General features: G+C 49.0%; 19 protein-coding genes. 10 read left to right on the top strand and 9 right to left on the bottom strand.

What is annotated here, in order from left to right; all coding sequences use genetic code 11:
- Positions 1-152: 152 nt before the first annotated feature.
- Both C8R14_RS00685 and C8R14_RS00680 read right to left on the bottom strand, forming a co-directional pair.
- Positions 153-1,712, bottom strand: a complete 1,560-nt coding sequence (locus tag C8R14_RS00685; RefSeq protein WP_011633278.1) for a bifunctional ADP-dependent NAD(P)H-hydrate dehydratase/NAD(P)H-hydrate epimerase — start codon at positions 1,710-1,712, stop codon at positions 153-155.
- A gap of 30 nt (positions 1,713-1,742) precedes the next feature.
- Positions 1,743-2,177 (bottom strand): GFA family protein, encoded by a 435-nt coding sequence (locus C8R14_RS00680; RefSeq protein ID WP_011633277.1) that lies wholly within the window; start codon positions 2,175-2,177, stop codon positions 1,743-1,745.
- A 283-nt stretch (positions 2,178-2,460) separates the two neighbouring features.
- On the opposite strand from C8R14_RS00680, the gene C8R14_RS14525 reads away from it, so the two are divergent.
- Entirely contained in the window at positions 2,461-2,580 is a 120-nt protein-coding gene (locus C8R14_RS14525) for a DUF8778 family protein (RefSeq protein WP_011633276.1), read from the top strand.
- Between the two features lie 484 nt (positions 2,581-3,064).
- On the opposite strand, the gene C8R14_RS14295 is transcribed toward C8R14_RS14525, so the two are convergent.
- Positions 3,065-3,268 (bottom strand): GDCCVxC domain-containing (seleno)protein, encoded by a 204-nt coding sequence (locus tag C8R14_RS14295; RefSeq protein WP_277985857.1) that lies wholly within the window; start codon positions 3,266-3,268, stop codon positions 3,065-3,067.
- 35 nt (positions 3,269-3,303) lie between these two features.
- Complete coding sequence (locus C8R14_RS00660) at positions 3,304-4,872, bottom strand: c-type cytochrome (RefSeq protein WP_011633274.1); 1,569 nt, start codon at positions 4,870-4,872, stop codon at positions 3,304-3,306.
- A gap of 244 nt (positions 4,873-5,116) precedes the next feature.
- Between C8R14_RS00660 and purL the strand changes: the two genes are divergently transcribed.
- Both purL and C8R14_RS00650 read left to right on the top strand, forming a co-directional pair.
- On the top strand, positions 5,117-9,019 hold the full coding sequence (gene purL / locus C8R14_RS00655; protein WP_011633273.1) for a phosphoribosylformylglycinamidine synthase: 3,903 nt from the start codon (positions 5,117-5,119) through the stop codon (positions 9,017-9,019).
- Positions 9,020-9,074: 55 nt separating this feature from the next.
- Complete coding sequence (locus C8R14_RS00650; RefSeq protein ID WP_240142227.1) at positions 9,075-10,343, top strand: ChaN family lipoprotein; 1,269 nt, start codon at positions 9,075-9,077, stop codon at positions 10,341-10,343.
- 8 nt (positions 10,344-10,351) lie between these two features.
- Here C8R14_RS00650 and C8R14_RS00645 read toward each other — a convergent pair whose 3' ends face one another.
- Genes C8R14_RS00645 through C8R14_RS00635 form a run of 3 tightly spaced genes read right to left on the bottom strand, consistent with a single transcriptional unit; the run spans position 10,352 to position 13,771 of the window.
- A complete protein-coding gene (locus tag C8R14_RS00645; RefSeq protein ID WP_011633271.1) occupies positions 10,352-11,719 on the bottom strand; it encodes a sigma 54-interacting transcriptional regulator in 1,368 nt (455 codons plus the stop codon).
- A 16-nt stretch (positions 11,720-11,735) separates the two neighbouring features.
- Positions 11,736-12,215 (bottom strand): hypothetical protein, encoded by a 480-nt coding sequence (locus C8R14_RS00640; RefSeq protein WP_242500184.1) that lies wholly within the window; start codon positions 12,213-12,215, stop codon positions 11,736-11,738.
- Positions 12,216-12,271: 56 nt separating this feature from the next.
- On the bottom strand, positions 12,272-13,771 hold the full coding sequence (locus C8R14_RS00635) for a sensor histidine kinase (RefSeq protein ID WP_011633269.1): 1,500 nt from the start codon (positions 13,769-13,771) through the stop codon (positions 12,272-12,274).
- A gap of 126 nt (positions 13,772-13,897) precedes the next feature.
- Here C8R14_RS00635 and C8R14_RS00630 point away from each other — a divergent pair, with 126 nt between their 5' ends.
- The 7 genes from C8R14_RS00630 (at position 13,898) to mfd (ending at position 23,856) form a co-directional block, all read left to right on the top strand.
- On the top strand, positions 13,898-14,500 hold the full coding sequence (locus tag C8R14_RS00630; protein ID WP_011633268.1) for an anthranilate synthase component II: 603 nt from the start codon (positions 13,898-13,900) through the stop codon (positions 14,498-14,500).
- Positions 14,497-15,522: an anthranilate phosphoribosyltransferase gene (gene trpD, locus C8R14_RS00625; protein ID WP_011633267.1), complete on the top strand. Its 1,026-nt coding sequence runs from the start codon at positions 14,497-14,499 to the stop codon at positions 15,520-15,522. Before C8R14_RS00630 ends, trpD begins: the two co-directional genes overlap by 4 nt.
- A gap of 10 nt (positions 15,523-15,532) precedes the next feature.
- On the top strand, positions 15,533-16,453 hold the full coding sequence (locus C8R14_RS00620; protein ID WP_011633266.1) for an indole-3-glycerol phosphate synthase TrpC: 921 nt from the start codon (positions 15,533-15,535) through the stop codon (positions 16,451-16,453).
- Positions 16,454-16,540: 87 nt separating this feature from the next.
- Complete coding sequence (locus C8R14_RS00615) at positions 16,541-17,137, top strand: cytochrome P460 family protein (protein WP_011633265.1); 597 nt, start codon at positions 16,541-16,543, stop codon at positions 17,135-17,137.
- A gap of 191 nt (positions 17,138-17,328) precedes the next feature.
- Positions 17,329-19,092 (top strand): single-stranded-DNA-specific exonuclease RecJ, encoded by a 1,764-nt coding sequence (gene recJ / locus C8R14_RS00610; RefSeq protein WP_041353396.1) that lies wholly within the window; start codon positions 17,329-17,331, stop codon positions 19,090-19,092.
- A complete protein-coding gene (locus C8R14_RS00605) occupies positions 19,085-20,365 on the top strand; it encodes an MgtC/SapB family protein (protein ID WP_011633263.1) in 1,281 nt (426 codons plus the stop codon). Before recJ ends, C8R14_RS00605 begins: the two co-directional genes overlap by 8 nt.
- 26 nt (positions 20,366-20,391) lie before the next feature.
- Entirely contained in the window at positions 20,392-23,856 is a 3,465-nt protein-coding gene (mfd, locus tag C8R14_RS00600; RefSeq protein WP_011633262.1) for a transcription-repair coupling factor, read from the top strand.
- Positions 23,857-23,875: 19 nt separating this feature from the next.
- Here the strand turns inward: mfd and C8R14_RS00595 are convergent, their stop codons facing one another.
- Entirely contained in the window at positions 23,876-24,238 is a 363-nt protein-coding gene (locus C8R14_RS00595) for an exosortase system-associated protein, TIGR04073 family (protein ID WP_011633261.1), read from the bottom strand.
- A 71-nt stretch (positions 24,239-24,309) separates the two neighbouring features.
- Positions 24,310-24,633 (bottom strand): ferredoxin FdxA, encoded by a 324-nt coding sequence (gene fdxA / locus C8R14_RS00590; protein ID WP_011633260.1) that lies wholly within the window; start codon positions 24,631-24,633, stop codon positions 24,310-24,312.
- Positions 24,634-24,703 lie beyond the last annotated feature (70 nt).

Raw genomic sequence — 24,703 nt, 5'->3', positions numbered from 1 at the left:
CCGCCAGTTTGACGGCACTTTACCACAGCGGCATGTAGCGGTTCAATAATTCCAGCCGGATAGATTACTGCTCTGGTTCGGCAGTTGTCAGATCCGCACGATGCTGGTGGATACCTGGCTTTTCAGTACTGCTGGGCTTGATTGTCCGTATTTTATTGGTTGTTTGGTTTGAACTGCCCGCCAAACCGGGCATATCGGTACCCGGAGGTTTTCTGATCGATCCAGCAATTCAGCAGGTGGCGGGCAGCGGGAATAATTTCCGATGCCGTCATGCCGACAGGGCCATGTTGCTGTTCCAGCAGTGTATCCGCTGCTGCGCCGTGCAAGTGAACGGCCAATAACAGAGTATTTTCCGGAGGTAATGCTTGCACCAGCAATGCACCCAGAAAACCTGAAAGGACATCACCAGTGCCAGCAGTGCTTAAACCAGGATTGCCACTGGTATTGAAATGGCAATGTCCGTCCGGAAAAGCGCAAATGCTACCCGCCCCTTTCAGGACGATGATGCAATTAAACTGTCGGGCAAGGGTTTGGGCGGCCTCCAGCCGATTGTGCTGTATTTCAACAGTGGTTGTATTCAGCAAACGGGCTGCTTCTGCCGGATGGGGTGTGAGTATGGCGGGTGCTTCACGTACCTTGATGGCATTGCTGAGCTCTGTATGGCAGGCAATCAAGTTGAGTGCATCAGCATCCAGCACTAATGGCAGGCTGGTTTGCAGCGCTTGTTCCAGATAAATGCACGCAGCGATTTCTCCCCCCAAGCCGGGACCAATTACCAGAGCATCCAGAAAATCTGGCTCAAAAAAGCCGGAAGGGGGACGCAACATCAACTCAGGTTGGGTCAGATCAACTACCGGTGCATCCTCCTGCGTCAGCAGCCCCAGATAAACTCGTCCCGCTCCCAGATTGAGTGCAGCACGCCCGGCCAGCAGAACCGCACCAATCATGCCGCCGGCTCCGCCCAGAATTCCGAGTCTACCGTAAGTACCTTTATGGCTGTTTGCCTGTCGGAGAGGCGGCAATCTCGAGGCAATACTCGCTCGATCCAACAGCCAGTTCCGTGGAGAAAGCAGTGTGGTGGTGTCCAGCTCCAGATTGCACACAATGATTTCGCCGCAATGATCGCAGCCGTCATGCGTCAGCAAGCCTGGCTTGAGGGCGATGAAAGTAACCGTAATCGCTGCCCTAACCGCAACCTCCGACACACGACCGGAATCGCTCAGCAAACCACTGGGAATATCGAGCGCCAGTATCGGGAGATTCAGATGATTGATTTGCCCGATGAGTTGCTGGTACCTTTCCTCCAGCGGGCGTGCTTCGTTCAGGCCGATACCAAACAAGCCGTCTATCACGGCATCCCATTGGCCATTAGCCGGAATCTCCCGATGGATCATTTCACCGATGGATTGCCATTGTTCCAGCGCTTGTCTGGCATCCCGCGACAGCCGTGCGGATTCTCCGGTAAACACCAGCGTTACCTGTTTTCCCCAGCCATGCAAATGGCGCGCAGCCACCAACGCATCCCCGCCATTGTTACCCGGTCCGGCCAGAATCAATATCCGATGATTGTTCCCTGTCAGCAATCGGGCTTGGGCAATTTCTGCTGCCGCCAACCCTGCCTTCTCCATCAATAGCGGCGGATTGGGTACGGATAGCACTAGCGATTCAATCTCGCGAATTTCAGCAGTGGTATAGATGGGCGTGGTATTCATTTGATCGCAAGATTATTCGTGAAAATTATGTTATTCCTCTACATTTTCACCTGATCCACCCATCTCCTTTGGCAGGTCTTTCATTTTTGGCAAGCCGTCCCTGACGTGCAATACCGTTTCCTGGTAGTGCACATGAACTTCGGGTGTATAAGGCAATTCCGGTAGTAATGCTGCATAAACGTCGATGAGTCCCATGCCTGGATGGTCTGTAAAAAGATGGCCACCACAGGTTTGGCACCATTTACGATAACTTGCTGGTGTTTTGTGATAGGTTCCGATGTTGTCAGCACCTTGTGTAATTTTAACTGCCTCGGGCTTCCACAAAGTAAACGCATTGACTGGCCCTGCAGACCAGTGCCGGCACGATTCACAATGACAATAACCCATAGCAGCGGGCTCTCCAGTAACTGTGAATTGAACTGCTCCACAAAAGCAGTTGCCCGTATAAGATTTTTCGTTACTCATGATATACCTCCGAGGTTATTAATACCCATAGGGGCTGATTGTTTCCCTTATTCGTATCTTTATGTTTGAGAATGGCGGCAGGTTATGTATCTTGTCAAGCGCGCGTTGCTACCCTTGGCTTTGTCATTGATGATCTAGCCTTATCGTTATGGCCCAAACTTCTTTGGGCACCACCTGCATCTATTGCTCGATTACTGTTTTACTGTTGATGATGTAATTAATTACCTGAATCATAGAATAACCATCACGATTGATGATGAAACATTTACTTTTTTGAACAATATTGCGAATAACAATCGGTAGCGCCTATATCAATCAGCTCTTGAAACAGGAACGCACAAATTTCCTTCAGGCAGCTTTACGTAAAGCAAACCAGGAAGAGGCAGAAGATACGAACTACTAGGCGGAATTACAAGAATGAGGTAGTAGGCTGTCAGATGGATTAGCCAATGACTAATTTCAAACAGCTGGACATTTACTGGATTAATCTTGAACCGACCAAGGAGGCAGAAACAAAAAACTGAGGCCATGTGTCATGCTTCAAAGTAGCCTAGCCAATGTTCATTCCAGAACATTGATTGTTGCTCCTTTACTTCCTCAACATAAACCCTGACCTTTTGCAGTAAATCTGGATGTGCCCACAGAAAAAATAGGCTGGATAAAAATCATCATATCAATCTCAAGCAATTATGTGCAGTCGATATTTCGCGTGCCGGGAAGAAACAGGGCGTGCTTGGAAGCCAATATGCTGATCCTATCGAAGATAGCGTTAATAATTATCTTTGATTTGTGAGTTGATCGAACGAGCTAGAACAAATATTTCATAACGGCTCTTGGTAATGCGTATGTTGATGATTTTCGTACCGCCAGGCGAGAGCCGACAGCGTTCAAGTGCAACATGAGTGGTCTTGCTGCTTTAGCGGGCATGGAAACGTACCATACGAACAAAACACACAGCAATCGCCTGCCAGTGGATGTAACAATGTATGGCACAACTTGCATTCGTAGTACCACTGACAGGCATCAATTGGCATTTCCTCTGTTTCTTTATGTCCGCAATGTGGGCAACTAATGGTGGATTGAGTGATCATATTTTTCATATATGAAACTCATAAAATAACCGACATCAGCGGGTCTTCAGAAATTCGATCAGCGCATACTTATCTTCATCCGAAAGTTCTGTTCCAAAGTAGTGCCCCTGATTTTCAGAGAGATCCGGGCAGAGATTTTTGCCAGTACTGGGATCAAGGCTTGCAAATTGAGCAACAGGAGTCCCGGCAGGGAGCATAACGACACCAGATGGGGTTGGCAGTTGTACCTGGTCAGTCGTACGCAGGATCGAACCAGGCTCATCTCGCTTATCAGGATTCAGCAACAGATCCATTGCATCCTCGTATGCCGTGATACGACCAGCCACTGACGGATCGCCGATGCTTTGGCCCAGCCTGTTATTGTGGAAAAAAGGAGCGGTTGCCCAAATGCCTGCAAGAGGCATGTCACGGTAAAAACCTGGTCCGCCGTTCGGTCGTTCCTTATATTGATCTGAAGAAAACACGGCCCAGATATGGCCACCCATCCAGTTAGTCGTGCGGGCACGACAGCTATTCGTACCAATCTCGGCGAAAGGATGAATCAGATCATCAGAGAGAACATTTCGCCTTAACGAACGATTCCCATCGGAATGGCATGATTCGCATGCCTGAGAAAAGACTTTCTGACCCTTCCTTACAACCTTCCAATCAATATAATGTGCGCCTTTCGGGGCACGCACCAGGCGTGGAGCATGTGGCGTTTGCAGAAACGCACAGAGCTTGCCTACCGACTCTTCTGCTTGCAGGAGCTCTGGGCAGACCTGTCTGCATTCTGCAAGGTTAATGGGCGTTTGGCTCCCGCCAGGTCCGTTGGCAAGATGCCCAACCATGCATTCTGCAGCGCACATACCAATGTTGAAATAAACTCGGAGCGCTGCCTGCTCACAGCCGATATCATCTTCTCCTCCCTGTCCGTTACGATGAACGCGAGCAGGCTCACCATCAGCGGTCACATTAAAGAATGGACGATTGGGTAGTGACCAGATCGGCGTAATCGTTCCCGGATTATTAATATGATCATTTTCCAGTAAAGTAGTATCTACAGTGCCGGGAGCCCAGCTGGAAAAGATTTGATAGCGAGGATCATGCGGCGAAAGATGGCTCTTAAAAAGCTTGTCGATCCGCAGATACTGGTTTCCGACAGTAGGATGAATGTTTCTTTCTTGTGGATTATTTGGATTTGAAGGAGGATGAACGGGATCAAATCCGGCATGACAAGCGGCACAGGTGATCCCTATAAGCGGTGAGCCGCCTGAGGGGTTTGGAAATTTTCGCACTCCTATGACACCGGCGGACTCAGGATCTGCACATCGATCGAAATAGCCCGTTGACGCATCACCCGGGGTGCAATCCGGATCATTAATAACTCCGTATTCATCAAACCGACTATCCCGTGGCCAGGTTAACATATGATCAAAGCCAATCTGGAAATTGAAGGGAGCATTAGGCAAGATAAGACTAAAAAAGCGCTCTCCTCCAAAAGTACTGTTGAACCAGATATTGCGCCCTTCTGCAGCATCCCTTTTATTTCCTGCAAAACATACTGCGGTTGTGAGTAACACCATAACAACATACAACATACCGGCGGGTAGTATTTTTCTCATGCTGTCCTCCTTCCTAAAAGCAAGTATTACATCTGGGGAATATGTAAAAAATGACAGATGGAAATAACTAAGTCAAGCCCGAAGAAGATGTTCCGAATTTTTTTGTATAAACGGAGAAACTGCAACTATTATTGATCCATGCGATCACTTTCTGGTTTTTCCCAACCTAATCATCCAGACAATAATCTGGCTGTAGGTTACTCGTGTAAAATCATGTCTTTTCATTTAACTGGCTACATTCCTGATGTTGCAATTTCACGGGCGCAATGCGCTTTCTCCTTTTCGTCTGGAACGCTTGCTTCATTCAATTCAGTCAATCGTACCGGAAATTTCCGGTATTACTGCCGACTACCACTATTTCTGTGAGGTTCAGCGTGATTTGACGCCGGAAGAAATCGATCGGCTACGACAGTTGCTCAATGTTGAGGGGGCAGCAGCGCCGCTCTCCCTGGGCAGCAAACTGTTGCTGGTTGTACCTCGTCCTGGCACGATTTCACCCTGGTCATCCAAGGCTACTGATATCGCGCATTGTTGCAGTCTGGATAAAATCGAGCGACTGGAACGCGGCATTGTTTTCGCGTTTCGTTGCCAGACAACACTACCGCCGGAGCAGATGTTGCAAATCGAGGCGTATATTCATGACCGCATGACTGAAGTGGTACTGCATTCGCTGCCTGAAGCTGCGATCCTGTTTCAGCATTCCACACCAGGCACATTGGCTGAAGTTGATCTGATTGGCCAGGGAAGTGATGCGCTGCTGCAGGCAAACCGGGAAATGGGACTGGCGCTGTCACCCGATGAAATTGATTATCTGCTGGATTATTTTATCCGCATTCGGCGCAACCCTACCGATGTCGAATTGATGATGTTTGCACAGGCCAATTCGGAACATTGTCGCCACAAGATTTTCAATGCGAGCTGGGTAATCGATGGCATGCAGCAACCCCATTCGCTGTTTGACATGATCCGGCATACGCATCAGCGCCACCCTGAACATACCATTGTTGCCTATGCAGATAATGCTGCCATTCTGGAAGGAAAAACTGTTGAGCGGTTTTACCCCAGTCAAGGCAATTCGTACAGGCACGAACCGGAACTGACCCATTGGTTAATTAAGGTGGAGACGCACAATCATCCGACGGCCATCTCACCTTTTCCAGGTGCGGCAACCGGCGTGGGGGGCGAGATTCGCGATGAAGGTGCAACCGGATCCGGCGCGAAACCCAAGGCCGGCCTGACCGGATTCAGCGTATCCAACCTGCGCATTCCTGAGGCCATCCAACCCTGGGAGACTGATAATTATGGCAAACCGGGGCATATTGCCTCTGCGCTTGACATTATGTTGACTGCTCCGATTGGTGGTGCGGCATTCAGTAACGAATTTGGCCGTCCCAATCTGGCAGGTTATTTCCGTACCTATGAAGTAGAAGTCAACGGTCAGGTACGCGGCTATCACAAACCTATTATGCTGGCGGGCGGCATCGGCCAGATTTCCGCATTGCACACTGCCAAAGCACCTTTTCCACCAAGCACCTTGCTGATCCACCTGGGAGGGCCGGGCATGGCTATCGGGTTGGGTGGTGGTGCGGCATCCAGTATGGATGCCGGCACCAATGAGGAAGCGCTTGATTTCAACTCGGTGCAGCGGGGTAATGCCGAAATGCAGCGGCGTGCGCAGGAGGTGATTGATCGCTGCTGGCAACTGGCACGCAGCGGGCAACCCAATCCGATTCTGGCCATTCACGATGTGGGTGCTGGCGGGCTTTCCAATGCCCTGCCCGAGCTAGTGTATGGTGCAGCACGTGGCGGCTGGTTTGATCTGCGTGCGGTTCCCTCTGACGAACCGGGCATGTCGCCCCTGCAGATCTGGTGTAATGAAGCGCAGGAACGTTATGTGCTTGCCATTCATCCGCAATCCCTGCCTTTGTTCCAGGCAATTTGCGAACGCGAGCGCTGCCCGTTCGCTGTTGTCGGTGAAGCACTGACAGAGCCGCAACTGATTGTGGCCGATGAACATTCGGCCACTCATCCGGCGGATATTCCTTTATCCGTACTGCTGGGCAAACCACCCAAAATGGTGCGCAATGTAAAACGTATCCACCCTGCCCCTACTCCTCTGGACAAAACCGGTATACGCCTGCAGGAAGCGGTCAGTCGCGTTCTGCGCCTGCCAGCCGTGGCGAACAAATCCTTTCTGATTACGATTGGCGATCGCACAGTTGGCGGCCAGACGGCGCGCGATCAGATGGTTGGCCCATGGCAAGTGCCGGTAGCCGATGTCGCGGTTACTACCTCGGGCTTTCAGACGTATCTGGGCGAAGCATTCGCGCTAGGTGAACGCACGCCGCTGGCTGTGATCGATGCAGCCAGTTCAGCACGTATGGCGGTAGGGGAAGCAATTACCAATCTGGCTGCTGCCGCGATTGCCAGCCTTGGAACCGTCCGATTATCTGCAAACTGGATGGCCGCGGCGGGACACCCGGGTGAGGATGCCGCATTGTATGACGCCGTACATGCCGTAGCAATGGAATTGTGTCCCACACTGGGAATCAGTATCCCGGTAGGCAAGGATTCATTGTCGATGAAAACCAGTTGGCATGATTCACAACAAAAAGAAGTAATTGCACCGCTTTCATTGATTATTTCGGCATTTGCCAAAGTCTCCGATGCACGCAAGACACTCACGCCGCAACTGCGGCTAGATAAAGGTGAAACTGAGCTGATTTTGCTTGATCTGGGTAATGGCAAAAATCGGCTTGGTGGATCGGCTCTGGCGCAGGTTTACGGACAATCAGGGGATCGTGCACCTGATCTGGAGAGTCCGGAAACACTCAAAGCTTTTTTTGATGCCGTGCAAACGCTCAATGAACAAGGTTTGCTGCTGGCCTACCATGATCGCTCTGATGGCGGGCTGTTTGTCGCACTCTGTGAAATGGCATTTGCCGGACATTGCGGCGTCAGCATCGCGCTGGATGCACTGATCTCCAGATCAGTTGATGTTGTAGACACACAAGTGCTGTCAACTTTGTTTAGCGAGGAACTGGGCGCCATTATCCAGATCGAAACCCGGCATCATGCTACAGTGATGACTATTCTGGCAGGGGCAGGATTGGGACAAGCCAGCTACCTGATCGGCCACCCGAACCGACAGGATGACATCCATCTGATGTATGACGGCAAGGTGATCTTTCAGGAAAAACGTGTGGCGTTACAACGTATCTGGTCGGAAACCAGCTTTCAGATGCAAAAACTGCGTGATCATCCCGGATGTGCGCAACAGGAATTTGATCGACTGCTGGATACAGATGATCCGGGACTGCATGTTCACCTGACGTTTTCACTGGATAAAGCTGCTTCTGTACCAGGCATCCTTGCCAGCCGTCCCGCAGTTGCTATTCTGCGCGAACAGGGAGTTAACGGCCAGGTAGAAATGGCGGCTGCTTTTGACCGTGCTGGATTCGATACCGTAGATGTCCACATGAGCGACATTTTGTCCGGGCGGGTGAAACTGGCCGAATTCAAGGGCTTGGTTGCCGGAGGCGGATTCTCTTACGGTGACGTGCTGGGTGCAGGCCGGGGATGGGCACAATCCATTTTGTTCAACGCGCGGGCGCGGGATGAATTTGCCGCTTTCTTTGTTCGCACTGATACCTTTGCGCTGGGCGTATGCAACGGTTGTCAGATGATGAGCCACCTGCAGGCTATCATTCCCGGAACCGCTCATTGGCCTCGTTTCGAGCGCAACCGTTCCGAGCAGTTCGAAGCACGTTTTGTCATGGCTAAAATCGGGAACAGCCCTTCTCTGTTTTTTGACGGCATGGCAGGTAGCCGCTTGCCCATCACCGTTGCGCATGGTGAAGGGTTGGCGGTATTCCGCGATAATGGGCAATTGCTCACGGCGCAACCCTACATTGCACTACAGTTTGTCAACAACCGCGGCGAGCTTACAGAAACCTACCCGCTTAATCCCAATGGCTCTCCTGCAGGCATTACCGGCATGACTTCAACTGATGGCCGGGTAACTATTTTGATGCCGCATCCGGAAAGAATATTCCGCACTGTGCAGCATTCGTGGCACCCTGACGATTGGCCGGAAGATGCCCCCTGGATGAAAATGTTCAGGAATGCCCGCAAATGGGTGGATTGAGAATACTTCTAATATATTGATGTTACACAAACACTTAAAAATACATAACAAAACAATGATTGATTTAAAGTCTGCTCGGCAATTTGTCATACCCGGTTTATTGTTGCTAGGAGGAATGGTGAATGTTTCTGATCTTGCCGCCCAAACTGCTTCGGAGAAAAAAATAGTTTCTACCAGTAAGCAGATCACACCGGACAAATGTGTTCCGGTTGCAAGCTGGATAATCCCCGGTAAAGGGGAAACAACACTGTCCAGCGTGCTGACGTCAGTAAAGGACAAATCCGTGGTATTACTGGGCGAGATGCACGCTAATCCTGAACATCATCGCTGGCAACTGCAAATGTTGGCTACCTTGTACGCTGCACGTCCGGACATGGTAATCGGCTTTGAGATGTTTCCACGCCGGGTGCAGAAAATTCTGGATCAATGGGTGGCGGGAGAGCTGACAGAGTCCGAATTTCTGGCTCGATCTGAATGGCAATCGGTTTGGAATACGGATGCCAATCTGTACCTGCCGCTGTTCCACTTTGCGCGGATGAACCGCATTCCAATGCGCGCCCTTAACATTGATATTGCACTGAGACGGGCTGTCACCTCCAAGGGATTCGATGGTGTACCAGAAAAAGATCGGGAAGGCGTCACGCGACCAGCACCTCCCACACCGGAATATCTGGAATTTCTGCTGCCCATTTATGTACAGCATGATCGCCCCGCTCATAAATCTACTGGAAAAGCTCAAAAACCAAACGTTTATGATCCCGATTTTTTGCGCTTTGTTGTCAGTCAGCAGTTATGGGATCGCGCGATGGCACAGGAAATCCATATGACGCTCAGCAGTTATGACAAGAACAAAAATCCGCTGGTGGTGGGCATTATGGGCTCCGGTCATATCCTGAAAGGCTTTGGTGTACCTCACCAGCTAGAAGATCTCGGTGTGAAAAAAATTGCTGCATTGTTGCCATGGGATACCAACCGATCCTGCAAGCCACTGGTTGAAGGTTATGCTGATGCAGTATTTGGCCTGATGCCGTTTACATCGGTATCCGCCGCTCCATTACAGCAGCGTTTGGGCATCGGCTTTGAGTTCAGCAAGAAAACCGGGGGGGCTCTCGTGCTACAAGTCGAAAAACGGAGTATCGCCGAATCTGCCGGATTACAGGCCGGAGACGTAATTCTTGAAATGGCTGGCAATACCCCTCAGGAAAGCAGTGATGTGATTGCTGCGGTTAAACGTCAGGCACCGGGTACCTGGTTGCCCCTGAAAGTGTTGCGGGAAGGTGTCATCATTGAAATCATTGCGAAATTCCCGCCTTTAGTGAAATAAACGGGAAATCAGACCTTTTCCTGCAAGGACTTATAGAGTGTGAAATCCAACTGGTGTCGTTGCAGCAGTTTGTAAAACTCGGTGCGGTTGCGCTTGGCCAGCCTGGCCGCCTGGGTTACATTTCCGGCAGTTATTTTCAGCACCTTGACGAGATAATCTCTTTCAAACTGTTTGCGGGCTTCCTCAAACGAGATCATCTGCTCTTCATCCTTGTGCATGGCATCGCGGATCAGTTCGCTGGAGATGAGAGGAACCGCACTCATGACGATACTTTGTTCGATAACATTCATCAGCTGGCGGATATTGCCTGGCCAGGAAGATGCCAGCAGAAAACTGATTGCTTCCGGAGAAAAGCCATTGATATCCTTTTGGTGCTTCTCGGCAAATACACGCAGAAAATGATTGGCCAGCAGAGGAATGTCTTCACCACGCTGGGCAAGTGAAGGAATTGTCAAACCCACCACAAAAAGCCGGTAATACAGGTCTTCACGGAAATTTCCTGCCTGGATCTCCGATTTCAGATCTTTATGCGTAGCAGAAATGATACGTACATCAATCGGGATGCTCTGAGCTGTTCCAACCGGCCGGATAACCCTCTCCTGCAGTGCGTGTAGCAATTTTGCCTGCAACAGCAAAGGCATATCACCAATCTCGTCCAGAAACAAACTACCTCCTTCTGCCAGCTGGAACAGCCCTTTATGCTCCCGGACTGCCCCGGTAAATGCACCTTTGGCATGACCGAACAGCTCAGACTCCAGGAGTTGTTCAGGAATGGCCGCACAATTAATGGTGATGAACGGCTGCTCACAGCGTTTGGATGCTTGATGAATGGCACGAGCAAATAATTCCTTGCCGACACCGCTTTCACCAGACAGCAGCACACTGGCATTGCCTTGCGCGACGCGATCCACTTTGGCAAGCAGATCTTCCATGAGCGCACTGCGAGTAATGATCGCTTTCCGCCATGTCGGGGCAGGCACTTTGCTGGAGATTGTATCTACAGCAGGCGCCAGATCAATTGCACGCTCGACCTGGCTCAGCAGAATTTTAGGATTATATGGCTTTGTGAGATAACCAAAAATCCCGCGCTGCGTTGCCGCGACAGCATCCGGAATGGTACCGAACGCGGTCAGGATAATGACCGGAAGCGTTGGAATATGACGATGGATATGCTCGAACAATGCCATACCATCCATGCCGCTCATCTGTATGTCACTAATGACGAGATGCGGTCGTGATATGTCGAGATAATTGATGGCCGCTTCGGCACTTTCGGCGGGAACCGTTTCATATCCGGCTGCTGTCAGGCGAATGGAAAGCAGCTCAAGTAAATCCGGATCATCATCCACCAGAAGAATTTTTTTACTTTGCATCATTTAGCCAGCTAATTAATCAGAATGCACTTTTGCGCATGAAGTGTTTTTCAATATTTTTAATTGCGTTGATCTTATCTTGCAGTGTTTTTACTTCTGCCTCTGTTGTCCGTAACTTTACAGATAAACTTCGTATTTTGAAATTCGCTGCTCGCTGCTGCTTAAGTAATAATATCAGCAAGTTTTGAAAGGCGGTCGTAGCGGGAGTCGACTCGATCTGCTCCGGAGGATTTTCCATTAGATCCAGTGCAGCTCGCGTACTTTGAAAACCGGTATCGGGCAACAACAACAGTATCAATAATTTAAGTCGCTGGTGTGCATCGATGCTGTCGCGATAATGACTGTTGGCGTACTGATACTCTTCGATGAGCTCTGATTTGGATTTATCTTGTAGTGCGCTGTAGTAACGCATTAGCTCACCCAGATCATCCGGTTCCTGGATAATCCGGGTTTCCATATGTTCGGATGGCTGATGTACCGGCTGAACTAGTGTACGCATACACCCGGGAAGGGTCGTGATTAAAATCAGCCCTGCCAATAATTTACAAATTGTTTTCATGATGTGGATTCAGAACTGTTGGTGGGCAGTGTTAATCGAAAATGTGCGCCACATTTTCCGGTATCCCGAACAAGTTCGATATTTCCTCCATGTGCGACGGCATATTCCTTCGCAATCGCCAGGCCGAGGCCCGTGCCCTTGGCATGATTTTCAGGCGTATTGCGCCCCTGGTAGAACGGCTCAAATATCCGATCTCCATCAGCATTATCAACACCTGGGCCGAAATCCATAATGTCGATCTGCACCTTGTTTTCATCACACAAAGCAGTAATTTCAATGTGACCATATGCCGAAGAAAATTTGACGGCATTGGAAAGTAGGTTATCAAGCATGATGTCCAGCTTCTGTTTGTCACACTCCAGAAATAACTCCGGGCAATTCAGGTTAATTGTAAGGCTTTTGCTCAAGATGGAAAGATTTTGCGCTTGAATAACTGAATTTATCATTTTTTCCAAATTAACATTCTGTTTGGCAAGCGTAATGATCTCCGCCTGGAGCGCGCTGAAATTGAGCAAATCTTCTATACGTTTTTGCAATTGTATGCTGCTGGTATGAAGAATCCCGGCAATGAGCTGTTGTTTCCGGTTGAGATTGCCCGTCACCCCCTCAGCCAAAAGATCAGCGCCTTCCCGAATTGCTGTCAGGGGTGTTTTCAGCTCATGGGAAATATGGCGAAAGAACTGTATTTTCTGGTTCTCCAGCTTGAGCAGGCGCTGTCGCAGCCAGTCCAAACGTTCCCCAATGTAGGTGAGGTTTTGCGGCCCGTTGACACGGATTGGTCGGGAAAGATTACCACGCCCCATTTGAGCAATTGCTTCATCAATCTGGCGGACGGGACGAGCAATAAATACGGAAAAAACCAGTGCCAGAAAAATAACCAGTGGAACCAGAATCAGTAACTCCCATTCAACCAGTGAGCGGGTTTGTGTGGCAATCTCACTTACATTACCGACACTTTGCCCGATCATACGAAAACTGTTGGTTGAAAATTCCTGGGCAAGGTCGAGCAAAGAAGCGAAACGTTCAAGCAGATACTGTAAATCCTGCGGGTGTTCTTTCAGATCCAGTATTTCCCGAAAAATTCCAGTTTCCAGTAGCCGCAGCTTTTCCAGTGGAAGCTGTTGTTCCGGATACGTGGAAATAATGGAGAGGTGATTGGTAATGTTTTCAAACTTGGTGTGCGCAATAAAATAGCCTTCTAGCAGAGTTGCATCATCCAGCACCAGCGCATGTTGCACACTACGCTCCATCGCCATGATTTCACCAATAATAACCCCGGTACCATTGGTAATCTGGGTGGCTTGATAAACATTGTATCGGCTTTGTTCGGATAGCTGATCAATACGTATGGCACTGTATATCAGCGCACTGATCAGAGGCAAGCCGACAATTGAAAATCCAAGCAGGATTAGAGCCAGAAATGATTTCGGTTTATATCTGGATCTGTTTTCCCGGTGTATTCGCTCAGAAGATGAAACATCTGTAGAAATTTTCATATATCAGGTTTACCTTTCGTGCGACCTGGGCGAAAATACCTGAGTAGAAAGATTATGGCCATTTTCACGCATTGATTCTCTGCACAGCAATTTTTCCCCGGATATTAAATAACCATTGTACTCGCCATGTTGCTGATGATTGATAATTACGATTCCTTTACCTACAACCTAGTGCAATATCTGGGTGAACTCGGTGAGGAAATTACGGTTGTTCGAAACGATGAAATTTCGCTAGATGCAGTTCAGCAGTTGAATCCAGCCGGCATCGTTATTTCACCAGGCCCATGCACACCGGATGAAGCGGGTGTTTCTATGGAATTGATCACCCGGTTTAGTGGAAAAATTCCCATATTGGGAGTGTGTCTTGGTCATCAAAGTATCGGCCAGGCTTTCGGTGGGCGGATTGTACGTGCCGAAAAAGTCATGCATGGTAAAACATCGCCGGTTTTTCATGATGGTCGGGGCGTTTTCCAGGGAATTGCCAGTCCGTTCATGGCAACCCGCTATCATTCACTAATTATCGAACCATCAAGTATACCTGACTGTCTTGCTATCTCCGCTTGGACTGAAGAAGGCGAAATTATGGGCGTGCGACACCGTACGTTGCCAGTCGAAGGTGTGCAATTTCATCCAGAATCGGTTTTAAGTGAACATGGTCATCAGCTGCTCAAAAATTTTCTGCGCGAACATCATATTCAAGACCATTCATCAAAACTGTGCGAAGCGTGAAACCACAAGCTATTCTCGCTCGAATCCTGGAGCAGCGCGAAACTCCTTATGAGGAAATGGTTGAGCTGATGCGCGCAATCATGTCAGGAAACGTTTCACCGGCAATGACTGCTGCCCTGATGACGGGTTTACGCATGAAACGTGAGAGCATCGGTGAAATTACTGCAGCGGCTCAAGTCATGCGTGAACTGGCTTTGCACATTGAAGTGGCCGATTCAGTCAATCTGGTCGATACCTGCGGTACCGGTGGGGATGGATGCAATACCTTCAATATTTCAACAGCTTCCGCCTTTGTGGCTGCTGCTGCAGATGCACAGGTAGCCAAACACGGCGGACGTTCTGTTTCGAGCAAAGCGGGCAGTGCAGATGTACTAGAAGCAATCGGCATCCATCTTAATCAAACGCCTGACCAAATTGCCCAATCCATTACCGAAGTTGGCATTGGTTTTATGTTTGCTCCTAATTTTCATCATGCCATGAAACATGCGGCTCCCGTTCGTCGAGAGCTGGGTGTGCGCACGTTATTCAACATCCTGGGGCCGTTAACCAATCCTGCAGGTGCTAAAAACCAGTTGTTGGGTGTATTCAATGAAGATCTGACCGGGATATTGGCACAGGCCTTGCTCCGGCTGGGAAGCCAGCACGCAATGATCGTCCATGGCAGCGATGGGCTGGATGAAATTACCATTTCCGGCCCAACCAAAATTGCTGAACTCAAGGAGGGAGAAATCCGGGAATATACGGTGCAGCCGGAAGATTTCGGATTGGAACGTACCGCAATAGAATCTCTGCAGGTAAATAGTACGGATGATGCACGAGTAATGCTTCTGTCTGTGCTGGATAATCATCCCGGACCTGCCAGAGATATTGTTCTACTCAATGCAGGCGCAGCAATTTATGTCGCTGGAAAAGCTGATTCCTGGGCCGAAGGGGTGGAAATTGCCCGTGACAAGCTGGCCAGTGGTGCTGCCAAAGAAAAAATGCTGGCATTAATCAAATTCTCCAATCAGTTAACCCATTAATTAGTTTTGCATGTCAGATATTCTTGATCGCATCCTCGCCGTAAAAAAGCAGGAGATTTCAGCTACCCAAACACAAAAATCACTGGATAAAATTCATGACGAAGCACGGGCAGTACCCGCTCCACGTGATTTTCTCCAGGCCATACGCAGCCGGATTAATCAAAACCACGCTGCTGTCATTGCAGAGATCAAACGGGCCAGCCCAAGCAAGGGCTTATTGCGCGGACAAACAGAGTCACAAAATGTTTCTGGATCAGGACATGTGGGAAATTTATCCGGGCGGAATCCGATCCTGGAAGATTTTATCCCGACAGACATTGCAGCCAGTTACGCCAGAAACGGGGCGGCCTGTCTATCCGTGCTGACGGATGAGCAGTTCTTCATGGGCAATGCTGATTTTTTACGGCAGGCACGCGCTGCTTGTGATTTACCGGTGCTGCGCAAGGATTTTATGTTAGACGAATATCAGGTCTACGAAGCGCGTGCCATGGGTGCCGATTGTATTCTGCTGATCGTTGCAGCCTTTTTTTCACCCATTTTTCAACATGATTCCGCTATCAATCAAGGTGACAGTGCACTCGAACGGATGCACAAACTGGAAACCATTGCACAGGAACTGGGCATGGCCGTACTGGTGGAAGTGCATAACGCAGATGAGCTTGATCTCGCATTACAATTGTCCACACCATTGATCGGAATCAACAACCGTAATCTGAAAACGTTTGAAACCACACTGGATACGACCTTGCAGCTGGTCAAACATATCCCGTCCGGACGAATTATCGTTACCGAAAGTGGCATTCGTACACCAGCTGATGTAGAAATGATGCTATCTCATTGCATCCACACTTTTCTGATCGGGGAAACCTTCATGCGCGCACCGGACCCTGGTGTTGCGCTGGCAAACCTGTTCACAACAAATCTGGCGTAAACTGCGCCGCACCTGCCGACCGGATAAGCATCTTCCCGATCGGGATGAAATAATTATGTTATCAACATCAACTAAAAGGAGATCTTCATGAACTTTAAAAAACAACTGGTGAGTAGCTTGAGTGGTCTGGTTTTTTCTGCCGTGATGGTCAGCGGTACGTTGGCAGCAAGTATGGCCGAATTTAATGATAAGGGAGAGCTGCTGTTACCAAAAAATTATCGTGAATGGGTAATGGTCGGTACTCAGGTGACACCCGACGAACTGAATGACGGAAAAGCACCCTTTACCGAAATCAGAACCGTTTACATTGATCCTGAAAGCTATGCCCACTGGAAAAAAACAGGGGAATTCCGGGATGGCGCCATGACCGTAAAAGAGCTGATCAGCGTTGGCGGCCGCAAAGGCCCGGGCAGCGGTAATGGCTATTTCATGGGCGACTATATCGGCCTGGAAGCATCCGTCAAGGATTCAAAACGCTTCCCAGATGAACCAGGAAACTGGGCTTTCTACATTTTCTATGTGCCTGGTACACCGCTGGTTACCGCAGCGAAAAACTTGCCTACGGCTGAGTGTGCTGCATGTCACAAGGAAAATGCCAAGACAGATATGGTTTACACACAGTTTTATCCGGTACTGCGTGCAGCCAAAGCAACCGGCGAATCAGGTGTGGTTGCACCGAAGTAAGTTCTGATACCCACCCATCTGACAGGAGTATTTTCGGCGGTAATTCATCCGCAATCGAAATACTCCTGTCCCTTTTACTTCCTTTTCCCGGGATTGATACTGATTTCTTGATATAGCAAAACCCACCTCCTCCAGCTTGCAAACTGTTTCTTCAAACCGGCTTATTGCAACCCGGTGATAACATATTGGTCATGACTAATATTATTATCCGCAAGTTTCCCTCTCACGCATACGAAACCCTCACTGCACACGGCCTGCCATCGGTACTTGCACGTATTTTTGCTGCACGTGGCATAGAAAAACCGAATCAGCTCGATACAACATTTTCCCACATGGCATCATTTCAGCAACTAAAAAATATCAGGCAAATTGCAGTTTTACTAGCCGATGCGATTGCAGCAAAAAAGCGTTTACTTGTCATTGCCGACTACGATACAGACGGCGCAACTGCTTGTGCAGTCGCCTTGCGCGCATTAAGCCAGTTTGGTGCTGTGGTGGATTATCTTGTACCCAATCGTTTTGAATACGGCTATGGGCTGACACCGGAAATCGTGCAGCTGGCAGCAAATTGCAATCCTCCTCCCGCAATCCTGATTACTGTGGATAACGGCATTGCCAGCGTGGAGGGCGTTGCGGAAGCAAACCGGCTGGGCATGCAGGTATTTATCACTGATCATCATCTGCCTGGAGATCAACTGCCAGAGGCAGCGGTTATCGTTAATCCCAACCAGCCAGGATGTGATTTTCCTGATAAACATATTGCCGGAGTTGGCGTAATTTTTTACGTAATGCTGGCGTTACGAGCAGAACTGCGTGAACGAGGATCCTTCATTGCGACAGGTAAAGAACCCAATCTGGCCAACCTGCTTGATCTGGTGGCATTGGGCACCGTTGCCGATGTGGTCAGGCTGGAAGGAACCAACCGCATCCTGGTACAGCAAGGATTGCAGCGAATCCGCAGCGGCCATTGCTGTGCTGGTATTCATGCGTTGTTCAAGGTAGCTGGGCGTGATTTCAGTCGCGTCACCACTTATGAGCTGGGATTTATTCTTGCCCCCAGATTAAATGCTGCCGGACGGCTGGATGATATGTCACTAGGAATCGAATGTTTACTGGCCGAAGATGAATCCCGTGCCCTGCATCTGGCCAGCGAGCTGGATGAACTGAACCGCCAGCGTCGTGAAATCGAGGCAGGCATGCAGGATGAAGCGATGAGCAAGCTGGAAGGGGTGATAAATATGCTTGATCAGTTCGATGCGCCAGCCAATAACAGGGTGCACCCTGTTTACAGCCTGTGTTTGTACGATTCAGATTGGCATCAGGGTGTTATCGGCCTGATTGCATCGCGCATCAAAGACAGATTGCATCGACCGGTTATCGTGTTTGCACAGGGAAATAATGGGGAAATCAAAGGTTCCGGCAGATCAATTCCGGGCTTGCATTTGCGCGATGCACTGGATCTGGTTACAAAACGTCACCCAGGATTAATCGTCAAATTTGGTGGCCATGCTATGGCTGCCGGTCTGACAGTACATGCACAGCATTTTGAACAATTTCGCGCAGTATTCGAGCAAGTTGCGCAGTCACTGCTGACGCCTGTCGATTTGATACAAGTAATTGAAACCGATGGTGAACTGGAAGAAAGAGATCTGACTCTGGAACTGGCACAATATCTGACCAATCAAGTCTGGGGACAAGGTTTTCCTGAACCCAGTTTCAACGGCCGCTTCCGGGTTGAAAATCAACGAATTGTAGGAGAAAAACATTTGAAACTGAAGCTGCGCAAAGCTGGCGCCAGCCGGATATATGATGGCATTCTGTTTTTTCATACTGAACGTTTGCCAGCCGAGATTGACGCTGTCTACCGGGTGCAGCTGAACGAATATAACGGAAGCACTCGTATGCAGTTACTACTTGAACACTGGTTTGGATCTGGTTGCGCACAATATGGATGAACTATTTTTTCCTGAACATGAGCGGGTTTATCTGGTTGAATTTGCCACCAGTATGGCGATTGGCTTGCTCATCGGTCTGGAGCGTGAACGGCATCCAGCAGCCAAAGCGGGGTTACGCACTTTTGCCCTGGTGGCCATGTTCGGCACGCTGGCCTCCGTGCTATCGGATAAGGTGCAAACACCCTGGCTGCTAATCAGCGGATTGTTGCTAACCGGAATCATGATGATTTCATCCTACCGGGATAAACGGGAAAAACAGAAGGATCCAGGTACCACCACAATTGCTGCGATACTGATCTGCTACGGATTGGGAGCTTTGGTATGGTATGAAGAATCAATATTGGCAGTTATGCTTGCCATTATCACAACTATACTGCTTTATTTTAAAACCGAGCTTCAGGGAATTTCACAAAACCTGAGCCGAAAGGATCTGATTTCGATACTGCAATTCGCGGTACTCAGCTTCATTATCCTGCCCATTTTGCCTGATAAGGATTATGGTCCCTTCAACGCATTCAATCCTTATCAGATATGGCTGATGATCGTACTGATCTCTGGCATTAGCCTGGCTGGCTATATTGCATTACGTTTCGTCGGTCAGCGTCATGGTGCTGTTCTGCTGGGTGTGCTGGGAGGACTGGTTTCCAGTACGGCTACCACGATGGTGTTTACGCGCCATAACGGAGATAAGCCTGATCTGATCAATACGGCAGTTATTGTAATTTTACTGGCCAATTTGGTTGTACTGGTCAGGCTTGCATTGATTACCGAGATCATTTCTCCAACTATTTTTCCCTACCTTACGCCCATTCTGGGTGGCGGTCTTTTTTTGGGATTAATCGCTTCAGTATTCAGGTGGCGTGAATTTAGCCAGCAGCAAGCTGTTCCAATGCCGGATACCAAAAATCCGACAGAAATCTCGATCGCCGTAAGATTTGGCCTGCTTTACGCGGCAGTATTGTTTCTTTCCGGCTGGTTATCAGAGATCGCCGGCAATAGCGGATTATACGCTGTGGCCATTATTTCTGGGCTAACCAATGTGGATGCGATCACACTGAGCAGCTTACGTTTGTACGAGATGGGTCAACTGGAAATCATCGAAGTTGTGATCGCAATTACGCTCGGAGTAATTGCCAATCTCATTTTCAAGCTGGGACTAATATTTTTTACCGGAAACATTGTACTGGCCAAACGATGTTTCCTGGGAACAATAGCTACCATTATCGGTCTGGTTGGTGCATTTTTCCTGGCTTCACATCTGGCATATTTCTGAACAATCCAAACTCCGTTTGTAAAACCATGTCATCCAAACCAATCAAAATTCGTCCAGGACATCTACAACGTTACACTGGTTTTGTAGGGTCCAGTGATGCCTGTGCCCTGGCACAACTGGCAAACCAGCAGAATCAGGACAACCAGCTGTTGGCTGTTATCACCGCCAATGCACAGGATGCACGAAGATTACTTGAGGAAATCCCTTTTTTTGCACCCGATTTGCGTGTGAGTTTATTGCCGGACTGGGAAACTTTACCTTACGATGTTTTTTCCCCACACCATGATCTGATTTCAGAACGCCTGGCTACTTTTCACCAGATTGTAAACAATGCCTGCGACGTATTGATCGTACCGGTTACAACTGCGTTATACAGAATGCCGCCACGAGAGTTTCTGGCAGCGTATTCGTTCTTCATCAAACAAAAAAGTACATTGGATTTGCAGTCATTTCGCAGCCAGATGTCGTTGGCTGGCTATTCCCATGTTTCACAAGTAATTTCGCCGGGAGAATACAGTATTCGCGGAGGGTTGATCGACCTGTTTCCCATGGGGAGCCCGCTTCCTTATCGTATTGATCTGTTCGATGATGAAATTGAATCCATACGTACATTCGATGCGGATACCCAGCGCAGTATTTATCCAGTCAATGAAATCCGGCTGTTACCGGCACGAGAATTTCCCCTCGACGATACCGGGCGCAGTCGTTTCCGTACCGGCTTCCGGGAAAAATTTGAGGGAGATCCAACACGCAGCTGGCTGTATCAGGAAATCAGCAAGGGAAATATTCCTGCCGGAATTGAATATTACCTGCCACTTTTTTTTGAACAGACTGCTACATTATTTGATTATTTACCACAGCATTCCACGCTATGCCTGCACGGTGAAATTGCATCCACCATTGAAAATTTCTGGCAGGATACCCGATCACGCTTTCAGCTGATGCGCAGTGATATTGATCGCCCCTTACTTCCCCCCGCTGATCTGTTTTTGCTGGAAGATCAGTTTTACGGCTACCTCAAAGCATATAGTCGGATAGAAATACAGGGCGGTGATCAGCAAACAATTAGTGAGCCGTTTTCTCTTCCTCTTCCATCTGTGCGGGTAGATCGTCGTGCTGCCGACCCAATCGAGCAGTTAACCACTTTTATCAGCACATTTACGCAGGACGGGGGCCGGATTTTACTGCTGGCAGAAAGCCTGGGGCGGCGCGAGCTGATGGCCGAATACTTGCGTGAATATGGCCTGCAATTAAAACTCTGCGAAGACTATGCTGCTTTTCAATCGGATCACACGCTCTGCATGCTCGGTGTGGCGGCCTTGCACAATGGTTTTATTCTGGCTGCAGAAAAACTGGCACTGATCACTGAAACCGAGCTGTATGCTACCCATGTACGCGGACAGCGCGCGCGCGATGCACGCAAAACCACTTCTGCTGATTCCATTTTGCGTGATCTGTCTGAAATCAAACCCGGCAATCCAGTGGTGCACGAACAACATGGTATCGGCCGTTATCTCGGCTTGGTAAGTATGGATGCTGGCGAGAATAATTCAGACCAATCTGACGAATTCCTCGCGCTGGAATATCAGGGAGGAGACAAGCTGTATGTACCGGTCACACAGCTTCATCTTATCAGCCGCTACAGCGGTGCTGCGCCGGAGGAGGCTCCTTTGCACAAGCTGGGAAGTGGCCAATGGGAAAAAGCCAAGCGCAAGGCGATGCAACAGGTACGCGATACCGCTGCTGAGCTGCTGAATCTGTATGCACAGCGTGCCGCCCGCAAAGGCCATACATTTCGCCTTAATCAACATGATTACAATGTCTTCGCAGACGGCTTTGGTTTTGAGGAAACACCAGATCAGGCTGCCGCCATTCATGCGGTCATTCAGGATATGGTTTCCGGAAAGCCAATGGATCGACTGATTTGTGGAGATGTTGGCTTCGGCAAGACTGAAGTCGCCTTGCGCGCTGCTTTCATTGCGATCGCGGATGGCAGGCAGGTTGCGATTTTGGTGCCAACCACGCTGCTGGCAGAGCAGCATTATCAGAGTTTCTCTGATCGCTTCGGGCTGATTGCCGACCAATGGCCGGTAAAAATTGCTGAGCTTTCACGTTTCCGTTCGACCAAAGAACAATCCGAAGCGCTGCAAAGCTTGGCGCAAGGAACAACCGATATTATTATCGGAACACATAAGCTGATTCAGGACAAGGTCAAATTCAAAAACCTGGGGCTGGTTATCATCGATGAAGAACATCGTTTCGGTGTGCGCCAGAAGGAACAACTCAAGAAATTACGTGCTGAAGTAGATGTACTAACACTGACTGCAACGCCAATTCCACGCACACTGGCAATGTCGCTTGAAGGTCTCAGGGATTTTTCAGTTATCGCTACTGCTCCCCAGAGAAGATTGGCAATCCGGACATTCGTACACCCTTACACAGAGGGAATCATTCGCGAAGCCTGCCTGCGCGAACTGAAACGTGGTGGACAAATCTATTTTCTCTACAATGAGGTCAGCACCATTCAGAACATGTATACCAAGCTGATCAAACTGCTGCCAGAAGCAAAAATAAACATTGCACATGGGCAAATGCGGGAAAGCGAGTTGGAACATGTTATGCGTGATTTTTATCAGCAGCGTTTCAATATGCTGCTGTGTACGACCATCATTGAAACAGGAATTGATGTTCCCACCGCCAATACGATTATTATCCATCGCGCTGATAAGTTCGGCCTGGCACAGTTACATCAGTTGCGCGGCAGGGTGGGCCGTTCGCACCATCAAGCGTATGCCTATTTGCTGACACCGGAAAAAGCAGCACTGACAATACAGGCAATCAGACGACTGGAAGCCATTCAGGCAATGGAAGAGCTTGGATCCGGTTTTTATCTGGCCATGCATGACCTGGAGATTCGTGGTGCAGGTGCAGTGTTGGGGGATTCACAAAGTGGCGAGATGCAAGAGGTCGGATTTAGCCTTTACAATTCGTTACTGGATGCGGCGATTAAATCATTGAAAGCAGGTCATGAGCCGGATATGCAGCAACCTCTCGGTATTTCAACGGAGGTTAGGCTGCATGTTCCTGCACTACTGCCAGAAAATTACTGTAACAATATTCATGAACGGCTCGTTCTGTACAAGCGCATGGCGGGTTGCAGCGATGAGGCGGAGCTGGATGAGATTCACCAGGAGTTGATTGATCGCTTTGGCCTGTTACCTGATCCAGCCCGTGCATTACTGGACAGTCACCGACTACGCATTGAAGCCAAAAAAATGGGTATTACGCGTATTGACGCAAGCCAAGATAGTATTCAGTTACAGTTTGTAACTGATCCACCGATCGAAGCTATAAAAATCATTCAGCTTATCCAAAGTGGTAAGGAATACAGTATGTCCGGGCCTGATCGCTTGATCATCCGGGCGCAAATCCCGGATATCGGAGAGCGGATAAAGAAAATCAGGAAATTGATGACGGAATTGAAAAACTGAAGCAGGCAGGCAATAAAAATTACCCGTAGGTAGTTTCTTTATCAAAATCTTGCCAGATATAAGGCGGGCGAACAGTCGGTCGAGTGGGAATAAGAAAGGTTGCTGCATCCAGTGCGCCAAATACAGTGCGTCCAATGGTATGCAGGATACCGGTCAAAAAACCGATAGTCACCCCGTATGCAGCACCGTCCCGCTGAGTGGCAAGAATCACGTTTTTGGGAAGTTCAACAAAACCGGTTGCTGCGTTAGCAATACCGTTAACCAGTTTTTCACTTGCTGCGGCCGGATAGCTTTGTGCTGAACCATGCTCTGCCATGACAGTCTGCGGAAGTACACAAAGCAGCATCAGAAAAAAAATCCATATAATCGAAGTTTTCATCATTCACGTCTCCTTGACCGTTTTGTTATATGTGATTGTGATGATGATTAACGGCTTTGCGATTGCAACCTTTATCAGCGTTCCAGATGATCCAGTTTGTCTGTGACAGACGCCCATTCATCTGCATCCGGCAGTGCATCTTTCTTCTCGATAATCGGTTCCCAGATTTTGGATAACTCCGCATTGAGTGCGATGAACCGTCGCTGATCTTCAGCAACGTCATCTTCTGCATAAATTGCTTCCACCGGGCATTCCGCCACACACAGCGTACAATCGATACATTCATCCGGATCGATTACCAGAAAATTGGGGCCCTCACGAAAGCAATCCACAGGGCACACGTCAACACAATCGGTATATTTACATTTGATACAACTTTCAGTCACTACATAAGTCATGATGGTATTTTGTCCTCGAACGGCACTTCCTATAACGAATCTGTAATTTTATCAGAATCCGGGTGAATTC

It is taken from the genome of Nitrosomonas eutropha (assembly GCF_003201195.1).
Lineage (GTDB): Bacteria > Pseudomonadota > Gammaproteobacteria > Burkholderiales > Nitrosomonadaceae > Nitrosomonas > Nitrosomonas eutropha.
This window is presented reverse-complemented; position numbering and strand designations above follow the sequence as displayed.